Source organism: Aquimarina sp. AU119, from assembly GCF_900312735.1.
GTDB classification, from domain to species: domain Bacteria; phylum Bacteroidota; class Bacteroidia; order Flavobacteriales; family Flavobacteriaceae; genus Aquimarina; species Aquimarina algiphila.
This window is the reverse complement of record NZ_OMPF01000013.1, coordinates 43341-64894: the sequence shown is the minus strand read 5'-3', so window position 1 is coordinate 64894 and position 21554 is coordinate 43341. Positions and strand designations below refer to the sequence as shown.

Below are 21554 nucleotides of genomic sequence, written 5' to 3'. Positions count from 1 at the left end.
GTCCTTAGAATAATAATAACTTTACAAAAAAAGTAAAATTATATGATCAAAGAAGATATAAATGAAATAATTCGAAGTAGACGATCTGTTTTTCCAGCTCAATACAACGATAAAGTCGTTTCTAAGGCATTTATAGAAACCTTATTAGAAAATGCCAATTGGGCACCAACACATAAACTTACACAGCCATGGAGGTTTAAAATATTGCAAGGAGATGCCAAGAATCGATTAGGGATGTTTTTGTCTGATACCTATACTGATATCACTCCTAACGATGATTTTTCGCCATTTAAACACAAGAAAATCATGAATAATTGTAATGCGGCCAGTGCGATCTTAGCGATTTGTATGCAGCGGGATCCAAAAGAACGTATACCAGAGTGGGAAGAGGTTGCATCAACGGCTATGGCAGTGCAAAATATGTGGCTAACCTGTGCGGCACATCAGATAGGTTGTTATTGGAGTACCCCTAAATTAATACAGTATATGGATGGTTTTTTTGATTTTGAAGAAGGGGAACGATGCCTTGGTTTTTTCTACTTGGGAAATTATAATCCAGAAGACTTAGGTGAATCAAAACGAGATCGGATTGAAAGTAAAGTAGAATGGCTAGAATAAAAAAACCACCTGCATGCAGGTGGTTTTAAACATCATAAAGACGTTATATTATCTTAAATTGACTACTGCTGAGTCATTGCTTTAGCATAAGCTGCCATTTTCTCTGAAGCAGCAGTCATATATGCTGTCCATTTTTCAGCATCTTCACCAGATAATTTACCAGCAATATCCTGAGCTTTTGTTGCAAGTTCTTGTCCTTTAGCAGAAAGTCCAGCAAAAGCTGTCATATCTTTACTTTCAGCGATTTTCTTGTACTCAGCCATATACTCTTCGTATGCATTAACATACTCTTGTACAGCAGGGTCACTAAAACTTGGAACCCCATCAGCAGCGGTTTCTACAGCTTCTGCAACTTCTTCAGCTGCTTCTTCTACTTTCTCAGTTGCTTCTTCTGCAACTTCTTCTACGTTATCTGCTGCGTCTTTTGCTTTGTCTGTAGCCTCTTTACAAGAGATTACTGTTAAGAACATTAGAGCTAAAGCTCCTAAAAACATTTTTTTCATAATAAATAGATATAGTTAATTTTGGTTATTTAACGCCAAACATAATACTTTATTTCGTCTATTCGAAATTTAAGATGGGTAAAAAATACACACTGCTAGGGGCTAAATGCCTCAAATAAGCTTATCTATTGAAGAATTATATCACATTATTTATATGTTAACAGATTATAATGTTGTGTTTTTTTCGGTTAAATACTTCCAGTAACGCTTTGGTAGATGCTGTTTGTGTAATTTATTGTTCTTACGGGATTTTATATTGACATGGTTAAAATATGTGGTCCAAAGCATTTGAAACTCTAGTTCAGAACTACTTAATTTTTCGGGTGAGATTTTTGTATTTCTTCTTGAAAAATCATCAATAGTTATTATTTGCACTGTTTTTAGATCATAATAAATACCATAACTTCGCTTAAGATCATAAATAAGCCATTTTTGATCAGCATAACGATCTTTAAAATGAAAAATGATAAGAGGCAGCACATTAAAATCGGGTTCAACGGTTGCTGTGTAAATAGAATCAGTAGTTAGCTGAAACCTAACAAATGCTTCCATTCTATGTTTTTCGCGCTCAACCATTTTGGAGACCTGGCTCATTTTTAAAATATCAGTATTACTAAAATCGATATTTCCCCCTTTCTTTTTTATAAAAACATTTCTAAGATAATTTAATAATGTATTCTCGACACCTTTGATTTCACTTAGAAAAACTTTGAAGAAATCTTTTTGTTCCTTACGAGTTGTTTTTAGTTTAACACCTTTCCAAACCCTGTTGGCTTTGTGCTTTTCGGTAATGACATGTTCTGTTATGGTAAATAATTGATTGTTAGTATCAGATTCCTTTCTAATAATAGCATCTGATATTTTTTGTTCATAGATCATAAAAATAGAACATAAGAATCCATCAAAACTTCCATCATATATTATTATGGTTTGAGGATTCATGATTCTAGATTTATGAGAACAGACTTAGTTGATTATTAAAATAAGTATTGTATTTACTTTTCGAGGTTTTAAGAATTTTATTTTTTAATGTGAGAGGAGAAAACTCTTTTCTATAGAATTCTTTGGAGTTACAAGTAACAAAATATTGTGCTCTATTTAATGCAATACCGATGGCTTTAAGGTGAGTCCAATCTAGTTTTCTAAATTTTCTTGCTTGTAGTATTTTAGAAACCGATTGCATTCCGATGCCAGGAACTCTGGCAAGCATTTGTTTTTCAGCTGTATTTATGTCAATAGGAAATAGATCAAGATTGCGTAATGCCCAACTTAATTTTGGATCAATATCCAAATCCAGGTTTTTATGAGAATCATTTAAAATCTCATGGACAGAAAATCCATAAAACCTTAAAAGCCAATCGGTTTGGTATAAGCGATTTTCTCTTAAAATGGGAACTTCAGTTCCCAAAGATGGTAGTCTATTATCTGGTAGTACCGGTATATAACCAGAATAATACACTCTACGCATATTAAATTGCTTGTAATAATAGGTTGCAGAATACATGATGTCACGATCACTTTCTCCGGTAGCACCAATAATCATTTGGGTACTTTGACCAGCTGGGGCATATCTAGGAGTACTTTTTATAATTTTACGTTCTGATTTATATTGAATGATCTCATTTTTGACTTTTTGCATGGGTTTGATAAAGTCTTCATGTTTTTTGTCTGGAGCTAATAGTTTCAATCCAGATACTGTTGGGATTTCAATATTTACACTTAATCGATCGGCATATAACCCCGCTTCACGCATTAATTCATCACTTGCTCCAGGAATCGATTTTAGATGAATATACCCATTAAAATTTTCTTCTAACCGAAGCTTTTTGGCAACGGCAATTAACCGTTCCATAGTGAAATCAGAATTTTTAAATATTCCGGAGCTCAGAAATAGCCCTTCTATATAATTTCTTCTATAGAAGTTAATGGTTAAATCCACTACTTCTTGTATCTTAAACGCAGCGCGCTGGATATCGTTACTTTTTCTGGTAACACAATATGCACAATCGTAGATACAATGATTGGTTAGTAAAATTTTTAGTAAAGAAACACAACGACCATCCTCTGTATAACTATGACAAATACCCATTCCGGTATTATTCCCTAAGCCTTTATTGGAGTTTGAGCGTTTACCACCACTGCTGGCACAAGATACATCGTACTTAGCGGCATCTGCCAAAATGGATAGCTTTTCTCGTATTCTTTCAAACGACATAGATACGTTCGTTTGAAGTACTTATTAAACTTTTTACAGTTCTTGAAATTTCTTCAATATCCGTTAAAATCTGATAATCTGTGAACCTAAGTACGGTTATGCCTAGTGAAGAGATGTATAGTTTTTTTGGAGCATCAAGATTATGGATATCCGAAAATTCATGCGCATAGCTATCAATTTCTATAGCAATTTTTAAAATAGGACAATAAAAATCAAAAGTGTAATTGTTAAGATTTTGATTTCGAAGGAAACGGAATCCTTTTTCGGCAAGTTTCTGTTGGAGTTGATCTACTGCAGTAATTGAGCTATCCAAGGAGTGACGGATAATTTTCTCAGATACTTTTTGATACAGCGGGATGCTTTGTGAAGACATAATGATGGATTTAGTTGTAATTTTTCCAAATTTATGGAAAAATTCCATAAATATTAAAATAAAATTATGTTAAAATTGGAAATATTCCAAAATCTATTATCTTTGTTATGATTATCCCAAGTACAGGTGCTGTTTTGTAAGATAATAATATTAAAATTTCGATTTCATGGATAATTCAACTGACCAAACCATTAAGCGATTTAAACAAATTCGCGAAGAGAACCATTATACCCAATCTGATTTTGCCAAAGTTTTACAGATTAAAAATTCTACAGCTGATATAGAAAGAGGGAAGACTAAAATTTCGGGAAGAGTAGTGGCCAGATTACTTGATAAGTTTAATATTAATCCGTTATGGTTATTTGGTGAAAGTACCCAAAAAAAGATACAATTACATCTTGGGGATGTTTCTCCAAAAGTGGTAACCATAGATTCTGAGAATAATGAGAACATAGTTTTAGTCAATGTAAAAGCAGCTGCAGGATATCCTCATAATGTTCAGGATTTGGATTGGTATCAACAATTGCCTGCTTTTGATATTCCATTACCAGAATATAGAAATGCCACGTATCGTGGATTTCAGGTTGAAGGAGATAGTATGTTACCTTTATTTGAGCCTAAAGAGTGGGTAATAGGAAAAGCCGTGAATAACTTGTCTGAGGTAAGTAATAATACTATTTGTGTAGTTGTTCTAGAGGATAGTGTGGTAGTGAAAAAGATTAGAAAAAATGAAGATGTCTCTGTAATAACATTGGTTTCTTTAAATTCAGAATATCTTCCTTATACCATTCAAACCCATCAAATTACAGAACTTTGGGAAATTAATAGTAAACTAAGTTTTAACATTGATGCAAATTCTGATACAGCAAGTATTAAGAAACTACAGGAAGCTATGGTAGCATTAACTTCTGAGGTGAGAGGCTTGAAGATTTAATGAATAAAACCTGATGTTTTAGCATGTGCTATTGCTTCTTCTGATGTATGAATTAGTAAAATAGGACATACGTTAAAAGCGTGTATAATTTTTTTGATGCGCTTTTCTTTGCGACGATGCTTTACATTTCTTAAATATATAGCAAGAATTCGTCTTGGATACTCTTCTGCGATCTTTGTATAGATATCTGCATCTTTTTCTCCACTGTCTCCAATAAGAATAAAGTTTAAATGTGGATACATCTTTAAAAGATTTAGAATCTCAGATTGCTTATGAGGTATTTTAGGTTTTGGTGTTTTATCAAAAGGAGTTCTAAAATCTCTAAGTAAAATCGGACCTTTAGGAAAATGATTTTTCTTAAAAAATGCACTCAGGTAATCGTATAAGTTCCAAGGGCTATTACTAACATAAAAAAAAGGATTATTAGATGATCCTTTTATACCTAGATGTAGTTTTTTATAAAACTTTACAGTACCTTCTATTGCTGTTCTTTTATCAAAATTTTTAAAAACAGTATTGGCGATTACTCTCCACTTAAATAAAGATGCCACTCCTGTATGTAGAATAGTATCATCAATATCACTTATGATTCCAAAATCAGCCTGATCTGATGGAATAAGCATTTCGCTTTTAAACTCGTTATTACTACTTATGGTTTTATATTTATTTTCTTTTTTATATGAAGCAGTATAGGGTATCCAACCTCTATTGTTTTTATGTTCAAAAAGAGTATCGATGTCAAGTTCAAGATGATAATATCCTTCTTGATCTGTTTGGGTTTCTATGATTTTACCGTTGGGTAATTTTATTTCTATTGGAATATTTCTGATTTCGTCACTTTCAAATTGTCTATAAATATTACGTAATGTTTTGAAGACGCTCTGATTTGTACTAAAATCAACATTTTCATCTTCAAGAGCTCTTCCGGTGGCACGAAAAAGAGTGCTTGTGCCATACCCCAGATACGTATTAATTCGTAAAGCTTTTTTCTTGAACATGAAAAAATATAGATTTTAAATAAAAATAAACAACCTCGCCCAAAGAGCGAGGTTGTTTAGACATTAATTTTTATGTTTTTACTTTAAAGAAGCTCTTATTGCTGCGATTTCGGCTTTTATTTCTGATTCAGATCCTTGTAATTCTCTTACTTCACGTTTTATTTTTCCGTTTTCTGAAGTATTTATAGTTACTGTAGCTATTGCCAAATCATTTTCCACTTTCATAGTTACTTCCATTTTCTTTTCAGAAGTATTGTCCTTAGATTGTAGTACTTCAATTTGATCTTCAGCAACAGCAGTTTCTGAAGTATGACCTCCTAAAATAGGTGCAATTACGAGACCAATAAGACATGTCAATTTAATTAAAATGTTCATTGATGGACCAGATGTATCTTTAAATGGATCTCCAACAGTATCTCCGGTAACGGCTGCTTTATGAGCATCAGAACCTTTATATGTCATTTCTCCATTAATCTCAACACCAGCTTCAAACGATTTTTTAGCATTATCCCATGCACCACCTGCATTATTTTGGAAGATGGCCCATAATACACCACTTACGGTAACTCCTGCCATATATCCACCTAGCATTTCAGCAATTGCTAAGGTGTTCATTCCAAATAATAATGGAACAAAAGCTATTACCAAAGGAAATCCGATGGTTAATAAACCGGGTAACATCATTTCTTTAAGAGAGGCTTTAGTAGAAATAGCAACACATTTATCATATTCTGGTTTTCCTGTACCTTCCATAATTCCGGGGATGTCCTTAAATTGGCGACGGACTTCCTGTACCATTTCCATAGCTGCTTTTCCTACTGCATTCATAGCTAAGGCAGAAAATACTACAGGTACCATACCTCCAACAAATAACATGGCTAAAACCGGTGCTTTAAAAATATTAATACCGTCAATTCCTGTAAAGGTAACATAAGCAGCAAATAAGGCCAAGGATGTCAATGCCGCAGAGGCAATTGCAAATCCTTTTCCTGTCGCTGCTGTTGTATTACCAACAGAATCTAATATATCTGTACGTTCTCTTACTATAGGTTCTTGTTCGCTCATTTCTGCAATACCACCAGCATTGTCTGAGATAGGTCCAAAAGCATCAATGGCTAATTGCATTGCTGTAGTAGCCATCATTGCAGATGCTGCCAATGCAACTCCATAAAATCCTGCAAAAGCATAAGATGCCCAAATGGCTCCTGCAAACAATAATACAGAAGGGAATGTAGAAATCATACCTGTTGCTAAACCAGCAATAATATTGGTTCCAGCACCTGTACTTGATTGTTGTACAATTTTAAGGATAGGTGACTTCCCTAATCCTGTATAATATTCGGTTACTGATGAAATTACTGCTCCTACGATCAAACCAACTAAAGTTGCATAAAAAACTCTCATCGAAGAAATCTCTACAAGTCCTTCTCCAAAGAATTCCATTTTCATTGTTTCGGGTAGCATCCAGGTACACAGTGCAAAACAAGCTGCTGCAACTAAGATAATTGATGTCCAGTTCCCCACATTCAGCGCTCCCATTACTTGAGCTTCTTTGGCATCATTACTTTTTATTTTAACAAGCATTGTACCTATTACTGAGATAACGATACCAACACCTGCAATTGCCATAGGTAATAGAATCGGTCCAATACCTCCAAAAGCATCTGTAATAGAGCCTCCCATATCCTTAATTACATAATTTCCTAATACCATTGCTGCAAGAACAGTTGCTACATAAGATCCAAATAAATCAGCCCCCATACCAGCAACATCACCTACATTATCTCCTACATTATCTGCAATAGTAGCAGGGTTACGTGGATCATCTTCTGGGATACCTGCTTCTACTTTACCTACAAGGTCAGCTCCAACATCTGCAGCTTTTGTATAAATACCTCCACCTACACGAGCAAATAAAGCAATGGATTCTGCACCTAGAGAAAACCCGGCCAATGTTTCTAAAACTATGGTCATTTTATCTGTAGAAACCCATTCACCTCCCATAAAGACATGATAAAATATAATAAAGAATGCGGTTAAACCTAATACGGCTAATCCTGCAACTCCCAGTCCCATTACCGTACCTCCTCCAAAAGATATTTTAAGTGCATTTGGTAAACTAGTACGAGCTGCTTGGGTAGTTCTAACATTTGTTTTGGTAGCAATTTTCATTCCTATATTTCCTGCAAAAGCAGAAAATACAGCTCCAAAAACAAAAGCGATTACAATTAACCAGTGTGTTGTATCAACTACGATAGAAACAATAAATAATAATATACTGACTATTACGACAAATATTGCAAGAAGTTTATATTCTGCATTTAAGAAAGCCAAGGCACCTTCATAAATATGATCCGAAATTTCTTTCATCTTGCCATCACCGGCATCTTGTTTCATTACCCAAGATTTCTTAATAAGCATATAAATTAGCCCTAATAGTGCCAAAACGATTGGCACATAAATCATATTTGATTGCATAAATGTCTTTTTAGTTTAATTAGTCGCTAAATGTAGTAAAAATACCCTAAATACAAAAGTATAGTTAAATAGTAGAGAAAATGATAATCGAACGCTGGAAATATTGATAAAACTACGGTTTTCAGGGAGTTTTTCTATGGTAAAGATATTTTAATTTTATCAACATTTTTAAAATATGTTTAATATGCGTATACCTATTCAAAGAACTTTGTTTCTAATACTATTTTTCACTTTTTTTTCAGCAAACTTTGTTGAAGCTCAGTATCCATTTGAGAGTTATTCGTCACCGAACTATACAATGCATAGAGATTGGAAAATTTATGATAGAATAGACACAAAAGGGAGGTATGATTGTACTTTATCTATAGATCATTTCTTTAGTAATGAAGATAAACTCACTATTCAATTAACTTGGTTAGAGAAGACGACAGCTATGGGAGAGATTAGGGTTTTTAGAAATAAAAGTCAAATTCAGAACATAAAACAACCGGGTTCTTTTTCGCCATTAACGATGAATGGGACACTTGTGATTGTTTCAGATATCAATGGAGATGGTCTTAAAGATGTGAAATTGGTGCATCAAGGTACAGGAAATGGTATAATGGGTATGCTGGTTAAGGTGATGTATTTATTTCAAAGGGAAGATGGTTTGTTTAAAAAAGTGTCTTTTTATGATATGATGATTGATGAAAACCGAGTAGAAAGAGATGTTGATAACGATGGAAATTATGAGATTGTAACGATGAATCTAGAACGTACTAATGCCCATAGTTATTGGGCTTTTAATGTTTTTGAATATGATGATGGAAATCTGATCAATGTAAACTACAAGATAAATTATCCAATACTTATCCAATATAAATATAAAAGAAATTATAATATTACAGAGCATATGAGTAGATCTCAAATGAAATTATATGAACGGGAGTTTCCAGATGAGTATGATGTAAAATAAAAGACGTGATATTTCATCTGAAATATCACGTCTTTTATTTTAAAGATTGTATATAGCTTACTTAAGAAATGCTAAATAATCCTTCTGGTCTATTTTCAATTTCGTCAAAGCGTTTAACACATGCTTTGATAATTTCTTTAGCTTCGTCAATATTACCCCATCCACCAACATCAACTTTTTTTCTTTCCAGATCTTTGTACACTTGGAAAAAATGCTCAATCTCTTTGATAAGGTGAGGGTTCATTTCCTTAAGATCAGCAAGTCTACTTGCTATTGGATCAGCAATTGGGACACATATAATTTTTTCATCAGGTCCTTTTTCGTCGGTCATGTGGAAAACACCAATAGGTTTTACTTCCATTACACAACCAGGGAATGTTGGTTCTGTAACAAGTACCAAAACATCCAGTGGATCTCCATCTAATGCCAGAGTTTCTGGAATAAATCCATAATCTGCTGGATACATCATAGATGAAAAAATCATACGATCATACCGTATTTTTTTTATATCAAAATCATATTCGTATTTATTTCGACTTCCTTTAGGAATCTCGATAAGTACATCAAAGCTTTCGCTGTTAGCTGCGCTCATAAGTTTATTCTCTTTTTATTGGGCGGCAAAGATAGGTATTACAAGGGGTTAGTTAAAATTTATAAGGAAAAATTATTATATTTCTTATGAAATCTTAACGTAGAGATAAACTATAACGTTTTCAGAAAAAAGAACCTATACTTTGCTAAGTAAAAACAATAGTTTATTATTTCTATATTATAATTTGATTCCCTTTGTTTTAGAAGTAAAAGCCAAAAGACCCTGTAACTCCAAATTTACGTGCGTCAGGATTATCAAAATAGTTTCCTCTAAAATGAAAGTCTATTCTAAAAATTTTAAAAATATTTCCAACACCCAAACTATACTCCCAATAAGCCTCGTCTTCTGGAGCGATTAAGATTTCATTGGATGGAGCACTTAATAAAATATTGTCATTTGATAACTGGCCCCATGCTGCACGTACTCCAACTAACTCTCTAAGATTTAACTTTCTTAAGAATGGAATTCTTGAAAATATTCTTCCGTTGAAATTATGTTCTAAGTGTAACGTAGCATAAGTATCGGTTACAAATTCATAAAAATTAAGTAAAGGAAATGTATTGTAAATAGATAAGTAAGTTTGATTTCCAGGGATAACACTTAATAACCCAAGAGGCACATCTCCAAATGTTTTACCTACTTCTAAAGTACTATTTAATCGTCCAAAACCACCTATGTTCCAAGGTTGTTGATATAAGAATTGAATTTTTTGATATTCAAAATCACTATCGATAATACCTTGTAAACCTGCGCTGTAATTAAGGAATAAAGTAGCAAAATCACCTTCATTTACGGTTACTCTATCTACACCATACCCTGTAGTCTTTCGACCCGGGAAATACGCGAGTGACGTTGCTATTTCGGTCTGTTGTATTTCAGATTGAAGTTCATTAGTTTCTGGATCTACAAAATCGAGACTAAATAACGATCGATCTGCAGGTTTTAAATTTCGATATGAACCAGTGACTCCAAAAATAAGATTCTTTCTGGGTTCAATAGCCAACGAGAGCGCTGATAAATTGATAGAAGTTAACCTGTCATTATCACCAGTTGCTATAATAGATGATGAAGCAAGACTTCTACCCTCTACATCATTTGTGTTTGTTAAACTTGCTCCTAACTGTTCTACATCCCTTCGATTTCCTCCAGAAACAATAAGTCTGGACTTTCGATCAATAAGGTATTTACCAGAGATACCGTATTTAAATTTTTGGTCCTTAAATCCATATGCTCCATATCCTTCTATACGCCATCTGTCATTAGATGTAAAATAAGTTCTACCACCTGCTCTTAATCTAAATCCTTCAATATCATTATATCCAATAGTGGAAAATAGAGGACCAAAATCAAAACCATTAAATTCTACATATCCCGTAGCTAATATGGTTCCTATATTATAAAGACGTTTAAAAGCTTTTACAGTTCTAAGCGTGTCTAATAATTTATATACTTTTTGTTCATCCTTGTTCAATTCTTCCATTCTGGCATTTTCCCAGAAAGAATCTTCGCGATTATAAATATCCTGATCATAGGGATCTACCTGGGTTTGGTAAAATTTTCTATCCTTTTTTATGTCAAATTTATACTTGTCATATAGGGTCGTCCTTTTACCATAGACTCCACGAGATTTTTCTTTTTTACTAAAAGCAAAATCGGATTGGAAATAGTCTTTGGTGATTAAAAAAATTGAATCGTTTAATACATCAAACTCCTGTTCAATATAAAGGTCCTTTACCCAGTTAATATTTGCACTTTTTGTGATTTCCAGATTTATTTCTTTAATAGCCCATGTAGTATCATTTACCCAGAAATCTCCTTTAAAGGTTAGTTCATTTTTCCTTCTAGGGTAATATATGATGTTATAACACCATTTGTTACCAATATAAGCGCTATCTGAAAGGACATAATTATATACACCAACACCAGTTCTAGATAAAGGACTAGTAAAACTTTTATCAAAGAATTTTAGATAATTATCATAAATGTCGTAGTCTGAATACAAATCTTTAACAAAAGCAATTAATGTTTGGTTATCACTAAAACCTGCATTTTTATTTCCTGTTAGAACTTCTTTAGATTCATTAAGGATATTATCTCCATACACTTTTGAACTGGCTTCATTCAGGAAAATAGGTAAATAAGTCTTCCCTGTTATTCGAGAAGTATCTACATCATCAAAAATGAATTCCATACCATTAAAAATTCTGCTATTAATCAGAGAGCTATCTATGGTATTTAAATCAAATTCTAGTTTCTCGTATTTATCATAAGTGTATTGCTTAAACTTTTTTACACCATTTTCTCTTCGGTTATCCCAGATTTTCTTTAGAATATCTATTGCAGGATTATTTTTTTTAGAAGTTTTTCCTTTGTAAATAACAACCTCGTCTAATGTTGCAGCTTCCTCTTCAAGAAGGATTTCCATTTTGTATGTAACTGCTTTGGTGAGCTTGATAGTTTTGGTTTTAAAACCAATAAATGAAACCTTTATACTAGAATAGTTATTTTCAGATTCCATATAAAATCTACCATTCTCATCTGTAATCGTACCAATTGTAGAGTTTACAAATACGATATTGGCAAAGGGTACAGGTTGTTTATTACTATCGAATACCTGTCCGCCTATTTTAGTTTGTGAATGAATGAAAGTTGAGCAAAAAAAAGTGAGAAATACTCCTAAAATCAAATGTCTCATCTAAAGATGTTAAGATTAATACTTGTGATAATTAGTGGATCACCTCAATTTTTAGGCCATTTTTTACATTTGGTGATGTTCCTGAAATTGAAGAAACGCAAAATAAAGGAGTTCATTTTATTTATACATCACTTTTTTGACAGCTTTAACAACATCTTTACTATTTGGTAACCATTCTTCTAATAATACAGGAGAATAAGGTGTTGGTGTATCTGCAGTATTAATTTTTACAATTGGTGCATCTAGATAATCAAAAATATTTGCTTGAACCTGATAAGTAATTTCAGAAGAAATATTAGCAAGAGGCCATGCTTCTTCTAAAACAACTAAACGATTGGTTTTTTTTACAGAAGTAAATATAGCTTCAAGATCCAAAGGCCTAACAGTTCTTAAGTCGATAACTTCACAAGAAATATTTTCTTTTGCCAGTTCATCTGCAGCTTTGTAAGCTTCTTTAATAATTTTTCCAAAGGAAACGATGGTGACATCACTACCTTCTCTTTTAATTTCTGCTACTCCAAGAGGGATTGTATATTCTCCTTCAGGAACTTCTCCTTTATCCCCATACATTTGTTCGCTTTCCATAAAAATAACAGGATCGTTATCTCGAATTGCAGATTTTAGTAAACCTTTGGCGTCTTTAGGATTAGAAGGAACGACTACTTTAAGACCAGGTGTATTTGCAAACCAGTTTTCAAAAGCTTGAGAATGCGTAGCTCCCAATTGACCGGCAGAAGCTGTTGGACCTCTAAATACTATTGGGATATTAAATTGACCGCCTGTCATTTGACGCATTTTTGCTGCATTGTTAATGATTTGGTCAATACCTACTAATGAAAAGTTGAAAGTCATAAATTCGATAATAGGCCTATTACCGTTCATTGCACTTCCTACACCAATTCCAGAAAACCCTAATTCAGATATAGGAGTGTCCAAAACACGATCAGGACCAAATTCATCCAACATTCCTTTACTGGCTTTGTATGCTCCGTTATATTCTGCAACTTCTTCACCCATTAAATATATGGATTCATCTCGTCGCATTTCTTCACTCATTGCTTCGCAAATTGCTTCTCTGAACTGTATCGTTTTCATTGACTTTATAATTATTTTGTGCTACACGAAAGGCAAAAGTAGCAATTAAAACCCTTTAGTAGGGGTGTAAAATTGAAAAATTTATTATGCACGCATAGTAAATTTGACTTTTTATTTGTACCTTCGCTTTTATTATTAAATTCTCAAAAAATACCTATATAAAATGAAGATATTAGTTTGTATTAGCCATGTGCCGGACACAACTTCCAAAATTAATTTTACGGATGGTGATACTAAATTCGATACTAATGGGGTGCAATTTGTAATCAACCCTAATGATGAATTTGGATTAACAAGAGCAATGTGGTTTAAAGAAAAGCAAGGTGCGTCTGTAGATGTCGTAAATGTTGGTGGTCCAGAAACAGAACCTACTTTACGTAAAGCGTTGGCTATTGGTGCAGACAATGCAATTCGCGTTAATGCAGAAGCTACAGATGGTTTTTATGTGGCTAAACAATTGGCAAAAGTTGTACAAGATGGAGGATATGACCTTGTGATCGCAGGAAGAGAGTCTATAGATTATAATGGAGGAATGGTGCCTGGTATGGTAGCTGCGATAACAGATGCCAATTTTGTAAATACATGTATTGGATTAGAAATAGAAGGAGATACTGCAACTGCGATTCGTGAGATTGATGGAGGGAAAGAAACTTCTACTGCCAAATTACCTTTGGTTGTCGGAGGGCAAAAAGGATTAGTTGAGGAAAGTGATTTGCGTATTCCTAATATGCGTGGAATCATGATGGCTCGTAAAAAACCACTTACAGTAGTCGAACCTATCGAGGCAGGTCAGGAAACAAAGGCTGTCCAGTTTCAAAAACCAGCTCCCAAAGGAGATGTAACATTGGTAGATCCTGAAAATATTGATCAATTAGTTTCTTTATTACACAATGAAGCTAAAGTGATCTAATCCGGCTTAAAAACAAAATTTAAAATAAATACTGAGATCAGATCAGTAGCAAAAAATAAGAAATATGTCAGTTTTAGTATATACAGAAAGTGAAGGTGGAAAATTTAAAAAAACCGCTTTTGAAGTGGCTTCTTATGCAAAAGAAGTTGCTAATATGCTTGGTACAACGGTAACAGCAGTGAGTGTTAATGGTGGTGATAGTAATGAACTAGGTGCCTATGGAGTAGATAAGGTGTTAGAAATTAAAAATGATAAACTTACTGCTTTTAATGCAAAAGCATATGCAGATGCAATTAAGCAAGCAGCAGAAAAAGAAGAAACAAAAGTAATTGTGGTAAGTTCTACTGCGGATAGTAAGTTTTTAGCACCGTTATTAGCTGTGAATCTTGATGCAGGATATGCATCAAATGTAGTTGCATTACCAGAAAGTACTTCTCCTTTTAAGGTTAAACGTACGGCATTTACAAATAAAGCCTTTAATATCACCGAAATGACTACTGATGTTAAGGTAATAGGATTATCTAATAATGCTTTTGGACTTAAAGAAAATTCTGGAGCAGCAGCTGCAGAAGCATTTGAACCAACACTTTCTGATAATGACTTTACAGTAGAAATAACAGCAGTTGATAAAGCTACTGATAAAGTTTCTATTGCAGATGCAGAAATTGTTGTGTCTGGAGGTCGTGGATTAAAAGGGCCAGAGAATTGGGGGATGATAGAAGAACTTGCAGGTGTACTTGGCGCAGCTACTGCTTGTTCTAAACCAGTAAGTGATATGGGATGGAGACCACATGGAGAACATGTTGGCCAAACAGGAAAACCAGTCGCTTCAAACTTATATATAGCAATTGGAGTTTCTGGTGCTATTCAACATTTGGCAGGGATCAATGCTAGTAAAGTAAAAGTGGTAATTAATAATGATCCTGAAGCCCCTTTCTTCAAAGCGGCAGACTATGGAATAGTGGGAGATGCTTTTGAAGTAGTGCCAAAACTTATTGAAAAATTAAAAGAATTTAAAGCGAATAACGCATAATTTTCATAAATTGTGCCCAATTCAGGGCTGTTTGAACTGAGGTAAAAGTCCATATGTTCAAACAGCCTTTTTTTATTGAGAGCAATATGAGTTTAGTTCGTCTGAACATAAAAGGAATATCATACAGTCAAACCCAAAATGGTGCATACGCACTAATTTTAAGCGAGGTGGATGGAGAAAGGAAGTTACCAATTGTTATAGGAGCTTTTGAAGCACAGTCTATAGCTATTGCTTTAGAAAAGGAAATTAAGCCGCCTAGACCACTTACCCATGATCTTTTTAAAAACTTTGCAGATCGATTTGACATTGTTGTAAAACAAGTGATTATTCACAAGTTGGTAGATGGTGTTTTCTACTCTAGTATTATCTGTGAGCGTGATAAGATAGAAGAAATTATAGATGCAAGAACAAGTGATGCAATTGCTTTAGCATTGCGATTTCAAGCACCCATATTTACATATAAGAATATCTTGGATCAAGCGGGGATATATCTTAAAGTAAACCCGAAGAAGGATGATGAAAATGATCCTGAAAGCTTATTAGTAGACGAACTTGTATCTGATGATATTGAAATGGTAGGCAAAGAAACTAGCTATAAAGATTTGTCTCTGGAAGAACTTAACCGAATGCTCGACCAAGCTGTTAATAATGAAGATTATGAATTAGCGGCAAGAATTCGAGATGAGATTTCTAAAAGAGGATAGTTTTATATGTCGATATAAAAAAATCTAATATGTTTTTTTAAATGATTTCAATATTTATGAAGAAAGGAGTACTTACTTTTCTGTTTTCACTATTTATTTTTACTGTATTATCTGCACAATCAATAGAGAAAAGATGGGTTTTAGAAAAAATTGATGGAGCTTCAGAAGAGGTTTCTAATGTAGGGAAAGATGATTATCTTCAATTAGAAAAAGGACAATTTTCATATTCTTTTAATGAAGCTTCAGAAATACTCCAAGGGGATTATATTCAACAAAATAATATCCTTTTGCTTTTTCCAGAGACTGCTCAGGATTCTCTAATTCGTTATAAAGTAACTACTTTAACAGATTCTATATTAGTAGTTATTAAAAAAGGAATTACATATACTCTTACTACTCAAAAAGAAATAACTGAAGTAGCGCCTGTAGTGGAGGTAAATCAACTGATACCTAACCAGGGCTTCTCTTTTAGTAGTTTATGGAGAGGTGTTTTGGGAATGATAGTACTTCTGATTATTGCATTTTTATTTAGCAGTAACCGAAAAGCTATTAATTGGAAAACAGTTGGATTAGGTGTTGGATTTCAATTAATAATTGCTATTGGAGTTTTAAAAGTACCGTTTGTTCAAACGATATTTGAATGGGTTGGAAGCCTATTTGTTAGTGTTTTAGATTTTACTAGAGCCGGAAGCAAATTTCTGTTTGAAGGTTTGGTTGTAGATATGGATACCTTTGGCTTTATATTCGCTTTTCAAGTATTACCAACTATTATATTCTTTTCAGCTTTAACTTCTTTATTATTCTATTTAGGTATTATTCAAAAAGTAGTAAAAGGCTTGGCTTGGTTGTTGACCAAAGCACTCAAGATATCTGGAGCAGAAAGTTTAAGTGTCGCTGGTAACATCTTTTTAGGCCAAACAGAAGCGCCTCTGTTAATTAAAGCGTATTTAGAAAAAATGAATAAATCCGAAATGTTATTGGTTATGATCGGTGGCATGGCAACTGTTGCTGGAGCTGTACTGGCAGCATATATTGGGTTTTTAGGAGGAGATGATCCGGTTTTACGATTACAATTTGCAAAACACCTATTAGCAGCATCAGTAATGGCAGCTCCCGGAGCAATTGTTATTTCTAAAATACTATTTCCGCAAACGGAAGAAATTAATATAGATGTACATGTTTCTTCAGAAAAAATAGGATCTAATATTTTAGACGCTATAGCAAATGGAACAACTGAAGGCTTAAAGCTAGCTGTAAATGTTGGTGCTATGTTATTAGTGTTTGTAGCTTTTATTGCTATGCTTAATGGTATATTGGGTTGGGTTGGAGATATTACTTCTATAAACACTTGGATAGCATCAAATACAGCTTATCCAAGCTTATCTCTTGAACTGATTTTAGGCTATCTTTTCTCTCCATTAATGTGGCTGATTGGAGTCGCTAAAGAGGACATAGCCTTGATGGGTCAACTCTTAGGAATAAAACTAGCAGCTAGTGAGTTTGTTGGATATATACAATTAGCAGATTTAAAAAATGTAACAAATGCAACACATTTAACCTATAATAAATCGGTTATTATGGCAACATATATGTTGTGTGGTTTTGCAAATTTCGCCTCAATAGGAATTCAGATTGGAGGGATTGGCTCTCTTGCTCCAGGACAACGAAAAACCTTGTCCGAATTTGGTATGAAAGCATTACTTGGAGGTACTATAGCCTCTTTATTGTCAGCTACTATTGCTGGAATGATAATAGGGTAAAATACACTCGTTTTTTTTATTGAAAATATAATTTATGAACTTGTTTAATAACTATTTCATAATCTATATTGTAAACAATATCTCAATACCTATTTTTTGTATATTTGACTTACATTAGAATAATTTTAACAAATATCGAAGGAGTAAAAAATGAAACAATATCTTGACCTGGTACATCATGTATTAGAAAATGGGAATGAAAAAGGAGATAGAACAGGGACGGGGACAAAAAGTGTTTTTGGATATCAAATGCGTTTTGATCTTAGCGAAGGCTTTCCTATGGTTACCACAAAAAAACTCCATCTCAAATCTATAGTTCACGAACTATTATGGTTTTTAAAAGGAGATACAAATGTTAGTTATCTACAAGAAAATGGTGTTCGTATATGGAATGAGTGGGCAGATGATAAAGGGGATTTAGGTCCGGTATATGGCCATCAATGGAGAAATTGGGATGGTAATGAGATTGATCAGATTCAGGAAATAGTAGATACCCTTAGAGAGAATCCTAATAGTCGACGTATGTTAGTGTCTGCTTGGAATCCAAGTGTCTTACCTGACACATCAAAATCTTTTTCAGAGAATGTAGCGAATGGTAAGGCGGCCTTGCCTCCATGCCATGCCTTTTTTCAGTTTTACGTTGCAGATGGCAAATTATCTTGTCAGTTGTATCAACGTAGTGCAGATATTTTTTTAGGAGTTCCTTTTAATATTGCATCTTATGCCTTATTTACTATGATGATGGCGCAGGTTTGTGGTTATGAAGCAGGTGAGTTTATTCATACTTTTGGAGATGCACACATATACAATAACCATAAAGAGCAATTAGAATTACAGCTATCAAGAGAACCTCGAAAATTGCCTAAAATGATAATCAATCCAGAGGTGAAAAATATTTTTGGCTTCGTTTTTGATGATTTCAAGTTAGTAGACTATGATCCTCACCCACATATTAAGGGAGCGGTCGCAGTTTAAGCCCAAATTTTAAATGAACTACAATGAAGAGACTATTACTAATATTAACAATTTTGTTTTCAACATTCTCCTTCTCTCAGGATGCGATAATTTTATCACAGGAGAATGCGAATGAAAAGGGAATTACGCCAATTTGGCCAAAGTGCGATAGATCAAGATTGGAACCTGCAAATTGCTTTGATCAGAAATTAAGAAATCATATCATTCAGAATTTTGAGTATCCTGATGCAGCTCTAAATGATGGTCTTAGTGGAACGGTTACTGTAGAATTTATCATAAACAATAAAGGTAAGGTAGAAGTACTTGAGGTTACGGGTGCTCATCGATATCTACAAAGAGAAGCTATTAGAATTATAAGAGCAATTCCTAAAATGCAACCCGGTAAGTGGGGTAATAAACCTATAGCTGTAGCGTATACTGTGCCAATTACTTTTAGAAAACCACAGTAATTATATGTTAATTTTAACATTGGATTAACCTTGTTAAAGGATCAGAAAAAATAAAAATCAGTAAATTTGAGTGTATTCGTAAGTCGGATACACTCTTTTTTTATGATCGTTACAGATAATTTACTCACTACCTTTTTAAAAACACGTTCTGATACTGAAGAAATATGTGCACCTCTTCAGATAGAAGATTATGTAATTCAACCCATAGTAGATGTTTCCCCACCAAAATGGCATATGGGGCATACAACATGGTTTTTTGAAGAATTTATTTTATCTAAATATGTTGAAGGCTACAGGCGTTTTCATCCAGAATATGCTTACGTTTTTAATAGTTATTATGAAAGCATTGGAAAACGAGTGGTACGGACTAATAGAGGTAATCTTTCTAGACCCACGGTAAGTGAAGTTTATGAGTATAGAGATTATGTTACTACACATTTACAAGCTTTTTTAGAAGAGAATGACGATCCAGAAATTTATAAACTTTTGGAAATTGGAATTCATCATGAAAAGCAACACCAGGAACTATTACTTACTGATATAAAATTTATATTGGGTAATAACCCATTGCTTCCAAAATACAATGATACATTTACAGAAAATCCTGTATCAGAGCAAATTTCAGAATATATAAGTATCGAAGAAGGGATTTATGAAATTGGATATACTGGAAATGAATTCTGTTATGATAATGAATTAGGTGTGCATAAGGTATTCCTTAATAAATATGCTATTGCCAATACTCTTGTCACAAATAAAGAATATTTGGACTTTATCAATGATGGAGGTTATAAGAACAGCTTGTTTTGGCATGCCGAAGCTTGGGATTGGATACATACCGAAAAAGTGAAAGCTCCATTATATTGGCATGAAATAGATGGTAAGTATCATCAATATACTCTTAGAGGATTAAAAGAATTGAGGATGGATTCTCCAATAACTCATATTTCTTATTATGAGGCATTTGCTTTTGCTCAATGGAAAGGAGAACGTTTGCCTACAGAGTTCGAATGGGAAGCTGCTCAATCCTTTTTTAAATGGGGAGCACGATGGGAATGGACAGAAAGTGCATATTTACCATACCCTAATTACAAAAAAGCTCCAGGAGCTCTTGGAGAATACAACGGAAAATTTATGGTCAATCAGAAAGTACTTAGAGGTGGTTCTGTTGCCACTCCACAAAATCATACAAGACCAACATATCGCAATTTTTTTCACCCTCACTTAAGATGGCAATTTACTGGATTGCGGTTGGTGAAAGATTTATAATCTATATTTTCAATGAATTCCAAAGATCAAAAAGTTTTAGTTTCCACTTTTGAAAAAGAAGTGTGTGAAGGCTTAACTGCTTTTCCAAAATATCTATCCTCAAAATTTTTTTATGACGAGGTAGGAGATGAGCTTTTTCAACAAATAATGGCTCTGCCAGAATATTATCTTACACGTGCAGAATATGAAATTTTTGAAACACATACATCAGATATTCTTCAAAGTTTTGATGCAACCAAACAAGGCTTTGATCTTATCGAATTGGGAGCAGGAGATGGAAAGAAAACCAAAGTGTTATTAAAAGAGTTGCTTCATCAGAAGTATGATTTTAATTATAAACCTATAGATATTAGCGAAAATGCTGTTGATGGATTAGTTAAAAATCTTAAAGAAGAAATGCCTAAAATTGTTGTGCAGGGGCAAATAGGAGAATATTTTGAGATTTTAGACCGTCTTAAACATATGAGTGATCGCAAAAAGGTTATTATGGTTTTGGGATCTAATATCGGTAATTTATTGCATTCTAGAGCAATTCAATTCCTTAAAAAATTATACAATGCAATGCATCCTGGAGATCTTCTTTTTATGGGATTTGATCAAAAGAAACACCCGCAGAAAGTTTTGGATGCTTATAACGACAAAACTGGTGTAACAGCAGCTTTTAATAAAAATGTTTTGGCCAGGATTAATAAAGAACTGGATGGTAATTTTGATTTGGATAAATTCATGCACTGGGAAACTTATGATCCCGAAAGTGGTACCGCCAAAAGTTATTTGGTAAGTAAAGAAAAACAGACCGTAGATATAAATAATTTGTCTTTACAGGTCCATTTTGAAGCTTGGGAAAGTATTCATACAGAGATTTCTCAAAAGTATGATGATGATACCGTAAAGTGGTTAGTAGAAGAATCAGGTTTAAGTATTGTTCAAACTTTTTCAGATCAAAACAATGATTATAAAGACTATTTGATTACAAAGACTAAATAGTAGAAAATATA

Annotated in this window: 20 protein-coding genes; 11 read left to right on the top strand and 9 right to left on the bottom strand. The window is 33.5% G+C overall.

Annotated features, from left to right (window positions below; translation table 11 throughout):
- Positions 1 to 42 precede the first annotated feature (42 nt).
- The gene (locus DK442_RS08925; RefSeq protein WP_109435523.1) at positions 43 to 618 is read left to right on the top strand and encodes a nitroreductase; all 576 of its coding nucleotides are present in this window, start codon (positions 43 to 45) and stop codon (positions 616 to 618) included.
- Between the two features lie 62 nt (positions 619 to 680).
- Here DK442_RS08925 and DK442_RS28445 read toward each other — a convergent pair whose 3' ends face one another.
- From DK442_RS28445 to DK442_RS08905, 4 genes are all read right to left on the bottom strand, one after another.
- The gene (locus DK442_RS28445) at positions 681 to 1121 is read right to left on the bottom strand and encodes a hypothetical protein (RefSeq protein ID WP_200825101.1); all 441 of its coding nucleotides are present in this window, start codon (positions 1119 to 1121) and stop codon (positions 681 to 683) included.
- Positions 1122 to 1286: 165 nt separating this feature from the next.
- Complete coding sequence (locus DK442_RS08915; RefSeq protein WP_109435522.1) at positions 1287 to 2063, bottom strand: TIGR03915 family putative DNA repair protein; 777 nt, start codon at positions 2061 to 2063, stop codon at positions 1287 to 1289.
- A gap of 10 nt (positions 2064 to 2073) precedes the next feature.
- A complete protein-coding gene (locus tag DK442_RS08910; RefSeq protein ID WP_109435521.1) occupies positions 2074 to 3336 on the bottom strand; it encodes a putative DNA modification/repair radical SAM protein in 1263 nt (420 codons plus the stop codon).
- Positions 3326 to 3709 carry an endonuclease domain-containing protein gene (locus DK442_RS08905; RefSeq protein WP_160114099.1) on the bottom strand — a complete coding sequence of 128 codons (384 nt, stop codon included), beginning with the start codon at positions 3707 to 3709 and terminating at the stop codon, positions 3326 to 3328. The genes DK442_RS08910 and DK442_RS08905 overlap by 11 nt, the downstream gene beginning before the upstream one ends.
- A 166-nt stretch (positions 3710 to 3875) precedes the next feature.
- Between DK442_RS08905 and DK442_RS08900 the strand changes: the two genes are divergently transcribed.
- On the top strand, positions 3876 to 4643 hold the full coding sequence (locus DK442_RS08900; RefSeq protein ID WP_109435519.1) for an XRE family transcriptional regulator: 768 nt from the start codon (positions 3876 to 3878) through the stop codon (positions 4641 to 4643).
- Here DK442_RS08900 and DK442_RS08895 read toward each other — a convergent pair.
- Positions 4640 to 5641, bottom strand: a complete 1002-nt coding sequence (locus DK442_RS08895) for an App1 family protein (protein WP_109435518.1) — start codon at positions 5639 to 5641, stop codon at positions 4640 to 4642. The genes DK442_RS08900 and DK442_RS08895 overlap by 4 nt on opposite strands.
- Before the next feature lie 78 nt (positions 5642 to 5719).
- Positions 5720 to 8119 carry a sodium-translocating pyrophosphatase gene (locus DK442_RS08890; RefSeq protein WP_109435517.1) on the bottom strand — a complete coding sequence of 800 codons (2400 nt, stop codon included), beginning with the start codon at positions 8117 to 8119 and terminating at the stop codon, positions 5720 to 5722.
- Positions 8120 to 8303: 184 nt separating this feature from the next.
- Here DK442_RS08890 and DK442_RS08885 point away from each other — a divergent pair, with 184 nt between their 5' ends.
- On the top strand, positions 8304 to 9074 hold the full coding sequence (locus DK442_RS08885) for a hypothetical protein (protein WP_160114098.1): 771 nt from the start codon (positions 8304 to 8306) through the stop codon (positions 9072 to 9074).
- Between the two features lie 61 nt (positions 9075 to 9135).
- On the opposite strand, the gene DK442_RS08880 is transcribed toward DK442_RS08885, so the two are convergent.
- From DK442_RS08880 to DK442_RS08870, 3 genes are all read right to left on the bottom strand, one after another.
- A complete protein-coding gene (locus DK442_RS08880) occupies positions 9136 to 9666 on the bottom strand; it encodes an inorganic diphosphatase (protein ID WP_109435515.1) in 531 nt (176 codons plus the stop codon).
- Positions 9667 to 9865: 199 nt separating this feature from the next.
- Entirely contained in the window at positions 9866 to 12361 is a 2496-nt protein-coding gene (locus DK442_RS08875; protein WP_109435514.1) for a DUF5686 and carboxypeptidase-like regulatory domain-containing protein, read from the bottom strand.
- 117 nt (positions 12362 to 12478) lie between these two features.
- Positions 12479 to 13456 carry a pyruvate dehydrogenase complex E1 component subunit beta gene (locus tag DK442_RS08870; RefSeq protein ID WP_109435513.1) on the bottom strand — a complete coding sequence of 326 codons (978 nt, stop codon included), beginning with the start codon at positions 13454 to 13456 and terminating at the stop codon, positions 12479 to 12481.
- A 163-nt stretch (positions 13457 to 13619) separates the two neighbouring features.
- Between DK442_RS08870 and DK442_RS08865 the strand changes: the two genes are divergently transcribed.
- From DK442_RS08865 to egtD, 8 genes are all read left to right on the top strand, one after another.
- A complete protein-coding gene (locus DK442_RS08865; protein WP_109435512.1) occupies positions 13620 to 14366 on the top strand; it encodes an electron transfer flavoprotein subunit beta/FixA family protein in 747 nt (248 codons plus the stop codon).
- 64 nt (positions 14367 to 14430) lie between these two features.
- Positions 14431 to 15399, top strand: coding sequence for an electron transfer flavoprotein subunit alpha/FixB family protein (locus DK442_RS08860; RefSeq protein WP_109435511.1), 969 nt, complete (start codon positions 14431 to 14433; stop codon positions 15397 to 15399).
- Positions 15400 to 15485: 86 nt separating this feature from the next.
- Positions 15486 to 16103, top strand: coding sequence for a bifunctional nuclease family protein (locus DK442_RS08855; protein WP_109435510.1), 618 nt, complete (start codon positions 15486 to 15488; stop codon positions 16101 to 16103).
- A 56-nt stretch (positions 16104 to 16159) separates the two neighbouring features.
- Positions 16160 to 17863: a NupC/NupG family nucleoside CNT transporter gene (locus tag DK442_RS08850; protein ID WP_109435509.1), complete on the top strand. Its 1704-nt coding sequence runs from the start codon at positions 16160 to 16162 to the stop codon at positions 17861 to 17863.
- Positions 17864 to 18013: 150 nt separating this feature from the next.
- A complete protein-coding gene (locus tag DK442_RS08845; RefSeq protein WP_109435508.1) occupies positions 18014 to 18838 on the top strand; it encodes a thymidylate synthase in 825 nt (274 codons plus the stop codon).
- A gap of 23 nt (positions 18839 to 18861) precedes the next feature.
- A complete protein-coding gene (locus DK442_RS08840) occupies positions 18862 to 19287 on the top strand; it encodes an energy transducer TonB (protein WP_109435507.1) in 426 nt (141 codons plus the stop codon).
- A gap of 102 nt (positions 19288 to 19389) precedes the next feature.
- Positions 19390 to 20556 (top strand): ergothioneine biosynthesis protein EgtB, encoded by a 1167-nt coding sequence (gene egtB, locus DK442_RS08835; protein WP_109435506.1) that lies wholly within the window; start codon positions 19390 to 19392, stop codon positions 20554 to 20556.
- 12 nt (positions 20557 to 20568) lie between these two features.
- Positions 20569 to 21543, top strand: a complete 975-nt coding sequence (gene egtD, locus DK442_RS08830) for an L-histidine N(alpha)-methyltransferase (RefSeq protein ID WP_109435505.1) — start codon at positions 20569 to 20571, stop codon at positions 21541 to 21543.
- Positions 21544 to 21554 lie beyond the last annotated feature (11 nt).

Coding starts and splice junctions, on each gene's coding strand:
- DK442_RS08925 (WP_109435523.1), top strand. CDS start 43: ATGATCAAAGAAGATATAAATGAAATAATTCGAAGTAGACGATCTGTT.
- DK442_RS28445 (WP_200825101.1), bottom strand. CDS start 1,121: ATGAAAAAAATGTTTTTAGGAGCTTTAGCTCTAATGTTCTTAACAGTA.
- DK442_RS08915 (WP_109435522.1), bottom strand. CDS start 2,063: ATGAATCCTCAAACCATAATAATATATGATGGAAGTTTTGATGGATTC.
- DK442_RS08910 (WP_109435521.1), bottom strand. CDS start 3,336: ATGTCGTTTGAAAGAATACGAGAAAAGCTATCCATTTTGGCAGATGCC.
- DK442_RS08905 (WP_160114099.1), bottom strand. CDS start 3,709: ATGTCTTCACAAAGCATCCCGCTGTATCAAAAAGTATCTGAGAAAATT.
- DK442_RS08900 (WP_109435519.1), top strand. CDS start 3,876: ATGGATAATTCAACTGACCAAACCATTAAGCGATTTAAACAAATTCGC.
- DK442_RS08895 (WP_109435518.1), bottom strand. CDS start 5,641: ATGTTCAAGAAAAAAGCTTTACGAATTAATACGTATCTGGGGTATGGC.
- DK442_RS08890 (WP_109435517.1), bottom strand. CDS start 8,119: ATGCAATCAAATATGATTTATGTGCCAATCGTTTTGGCACTATTAGGG.
- DK442_RS08885 (WP_160114098.1), top strand. CDS start 8,304: ATGCGTATACCTATTCAAAGAACTTTGTTTCTAATACTATTTTTCACT.
- DK442_RS08880 (WP_109435515.1), bottom strand. CDS start 9,666: ATGAGCGCAGCTAACAGCGAAAGCTTTGATGTACTTATCGAGATTCCT.
- DK442_RS08875 (WP_109435514.1), bottom strand. CDS start 12,361: ATGAGACATTTGATTTTAGGAGTATTTCTCACTTTTTTTTGCTCAACT.
- DK442_RS08870 (WP_109435513.1), bottom strand. CDS start 13,456: ATGAAAACGATACAGTTCAGAGAAGCAATTTGCGAAGCAATGAGTGAA.
- DK442_RS08865 (WP_109435512.1), top strand. CDS start 13,620: ATGAAGATATTAGTTTGTATTAGCCATGTGCCGGACACAACTTCCAAA.
- DK442_RS08860 (WP_109435511.1), top strand. CDS start 14,431: ATGTCAGTTTTAGTATATACAGAAAGTGAAGGTGGAAAATTTAAAAAA.
- DK442_RS08855 (WP_109435510.1), top strand. CDS start 15,486: ATGAGTTTAGTTCGTCTGAACATAAAAGGAATATCATACAGTCAAACC.
- DK442_RS08850 (WP_109435509.1), top strand. CDS start 16,160: ATGAAGAAAGGAGTACTTACTTTTCTGTTTTCACTATTTATTTTTACT.
- DK442_RS08845 (WP_109435508.1), top strand. CDS start 18,014: ATGAAACAATATCTTGACCTGGTACATCATGTATTAGAAAATGGGAAT.
- DK442_RS08840 (WP_109435507.1), top strand. CDS start 18,862: ATGAAGAGACTATTACTAATATTAACAATTTTGTTTTCAACATTCTCC.
- egtB (WP_109435506.1), top strand. CDS start 19,390: ATGATCGTTACAGATAATTTACTCACTACCTTTTTAAAAACACGTTCT.
- egtD (WP_109435505.1), top strand. CDS start 20,569: ATGAATTCCAAAGATCAAAAAGTTTTAGTTTCCACTTTTGAAAAAGAA.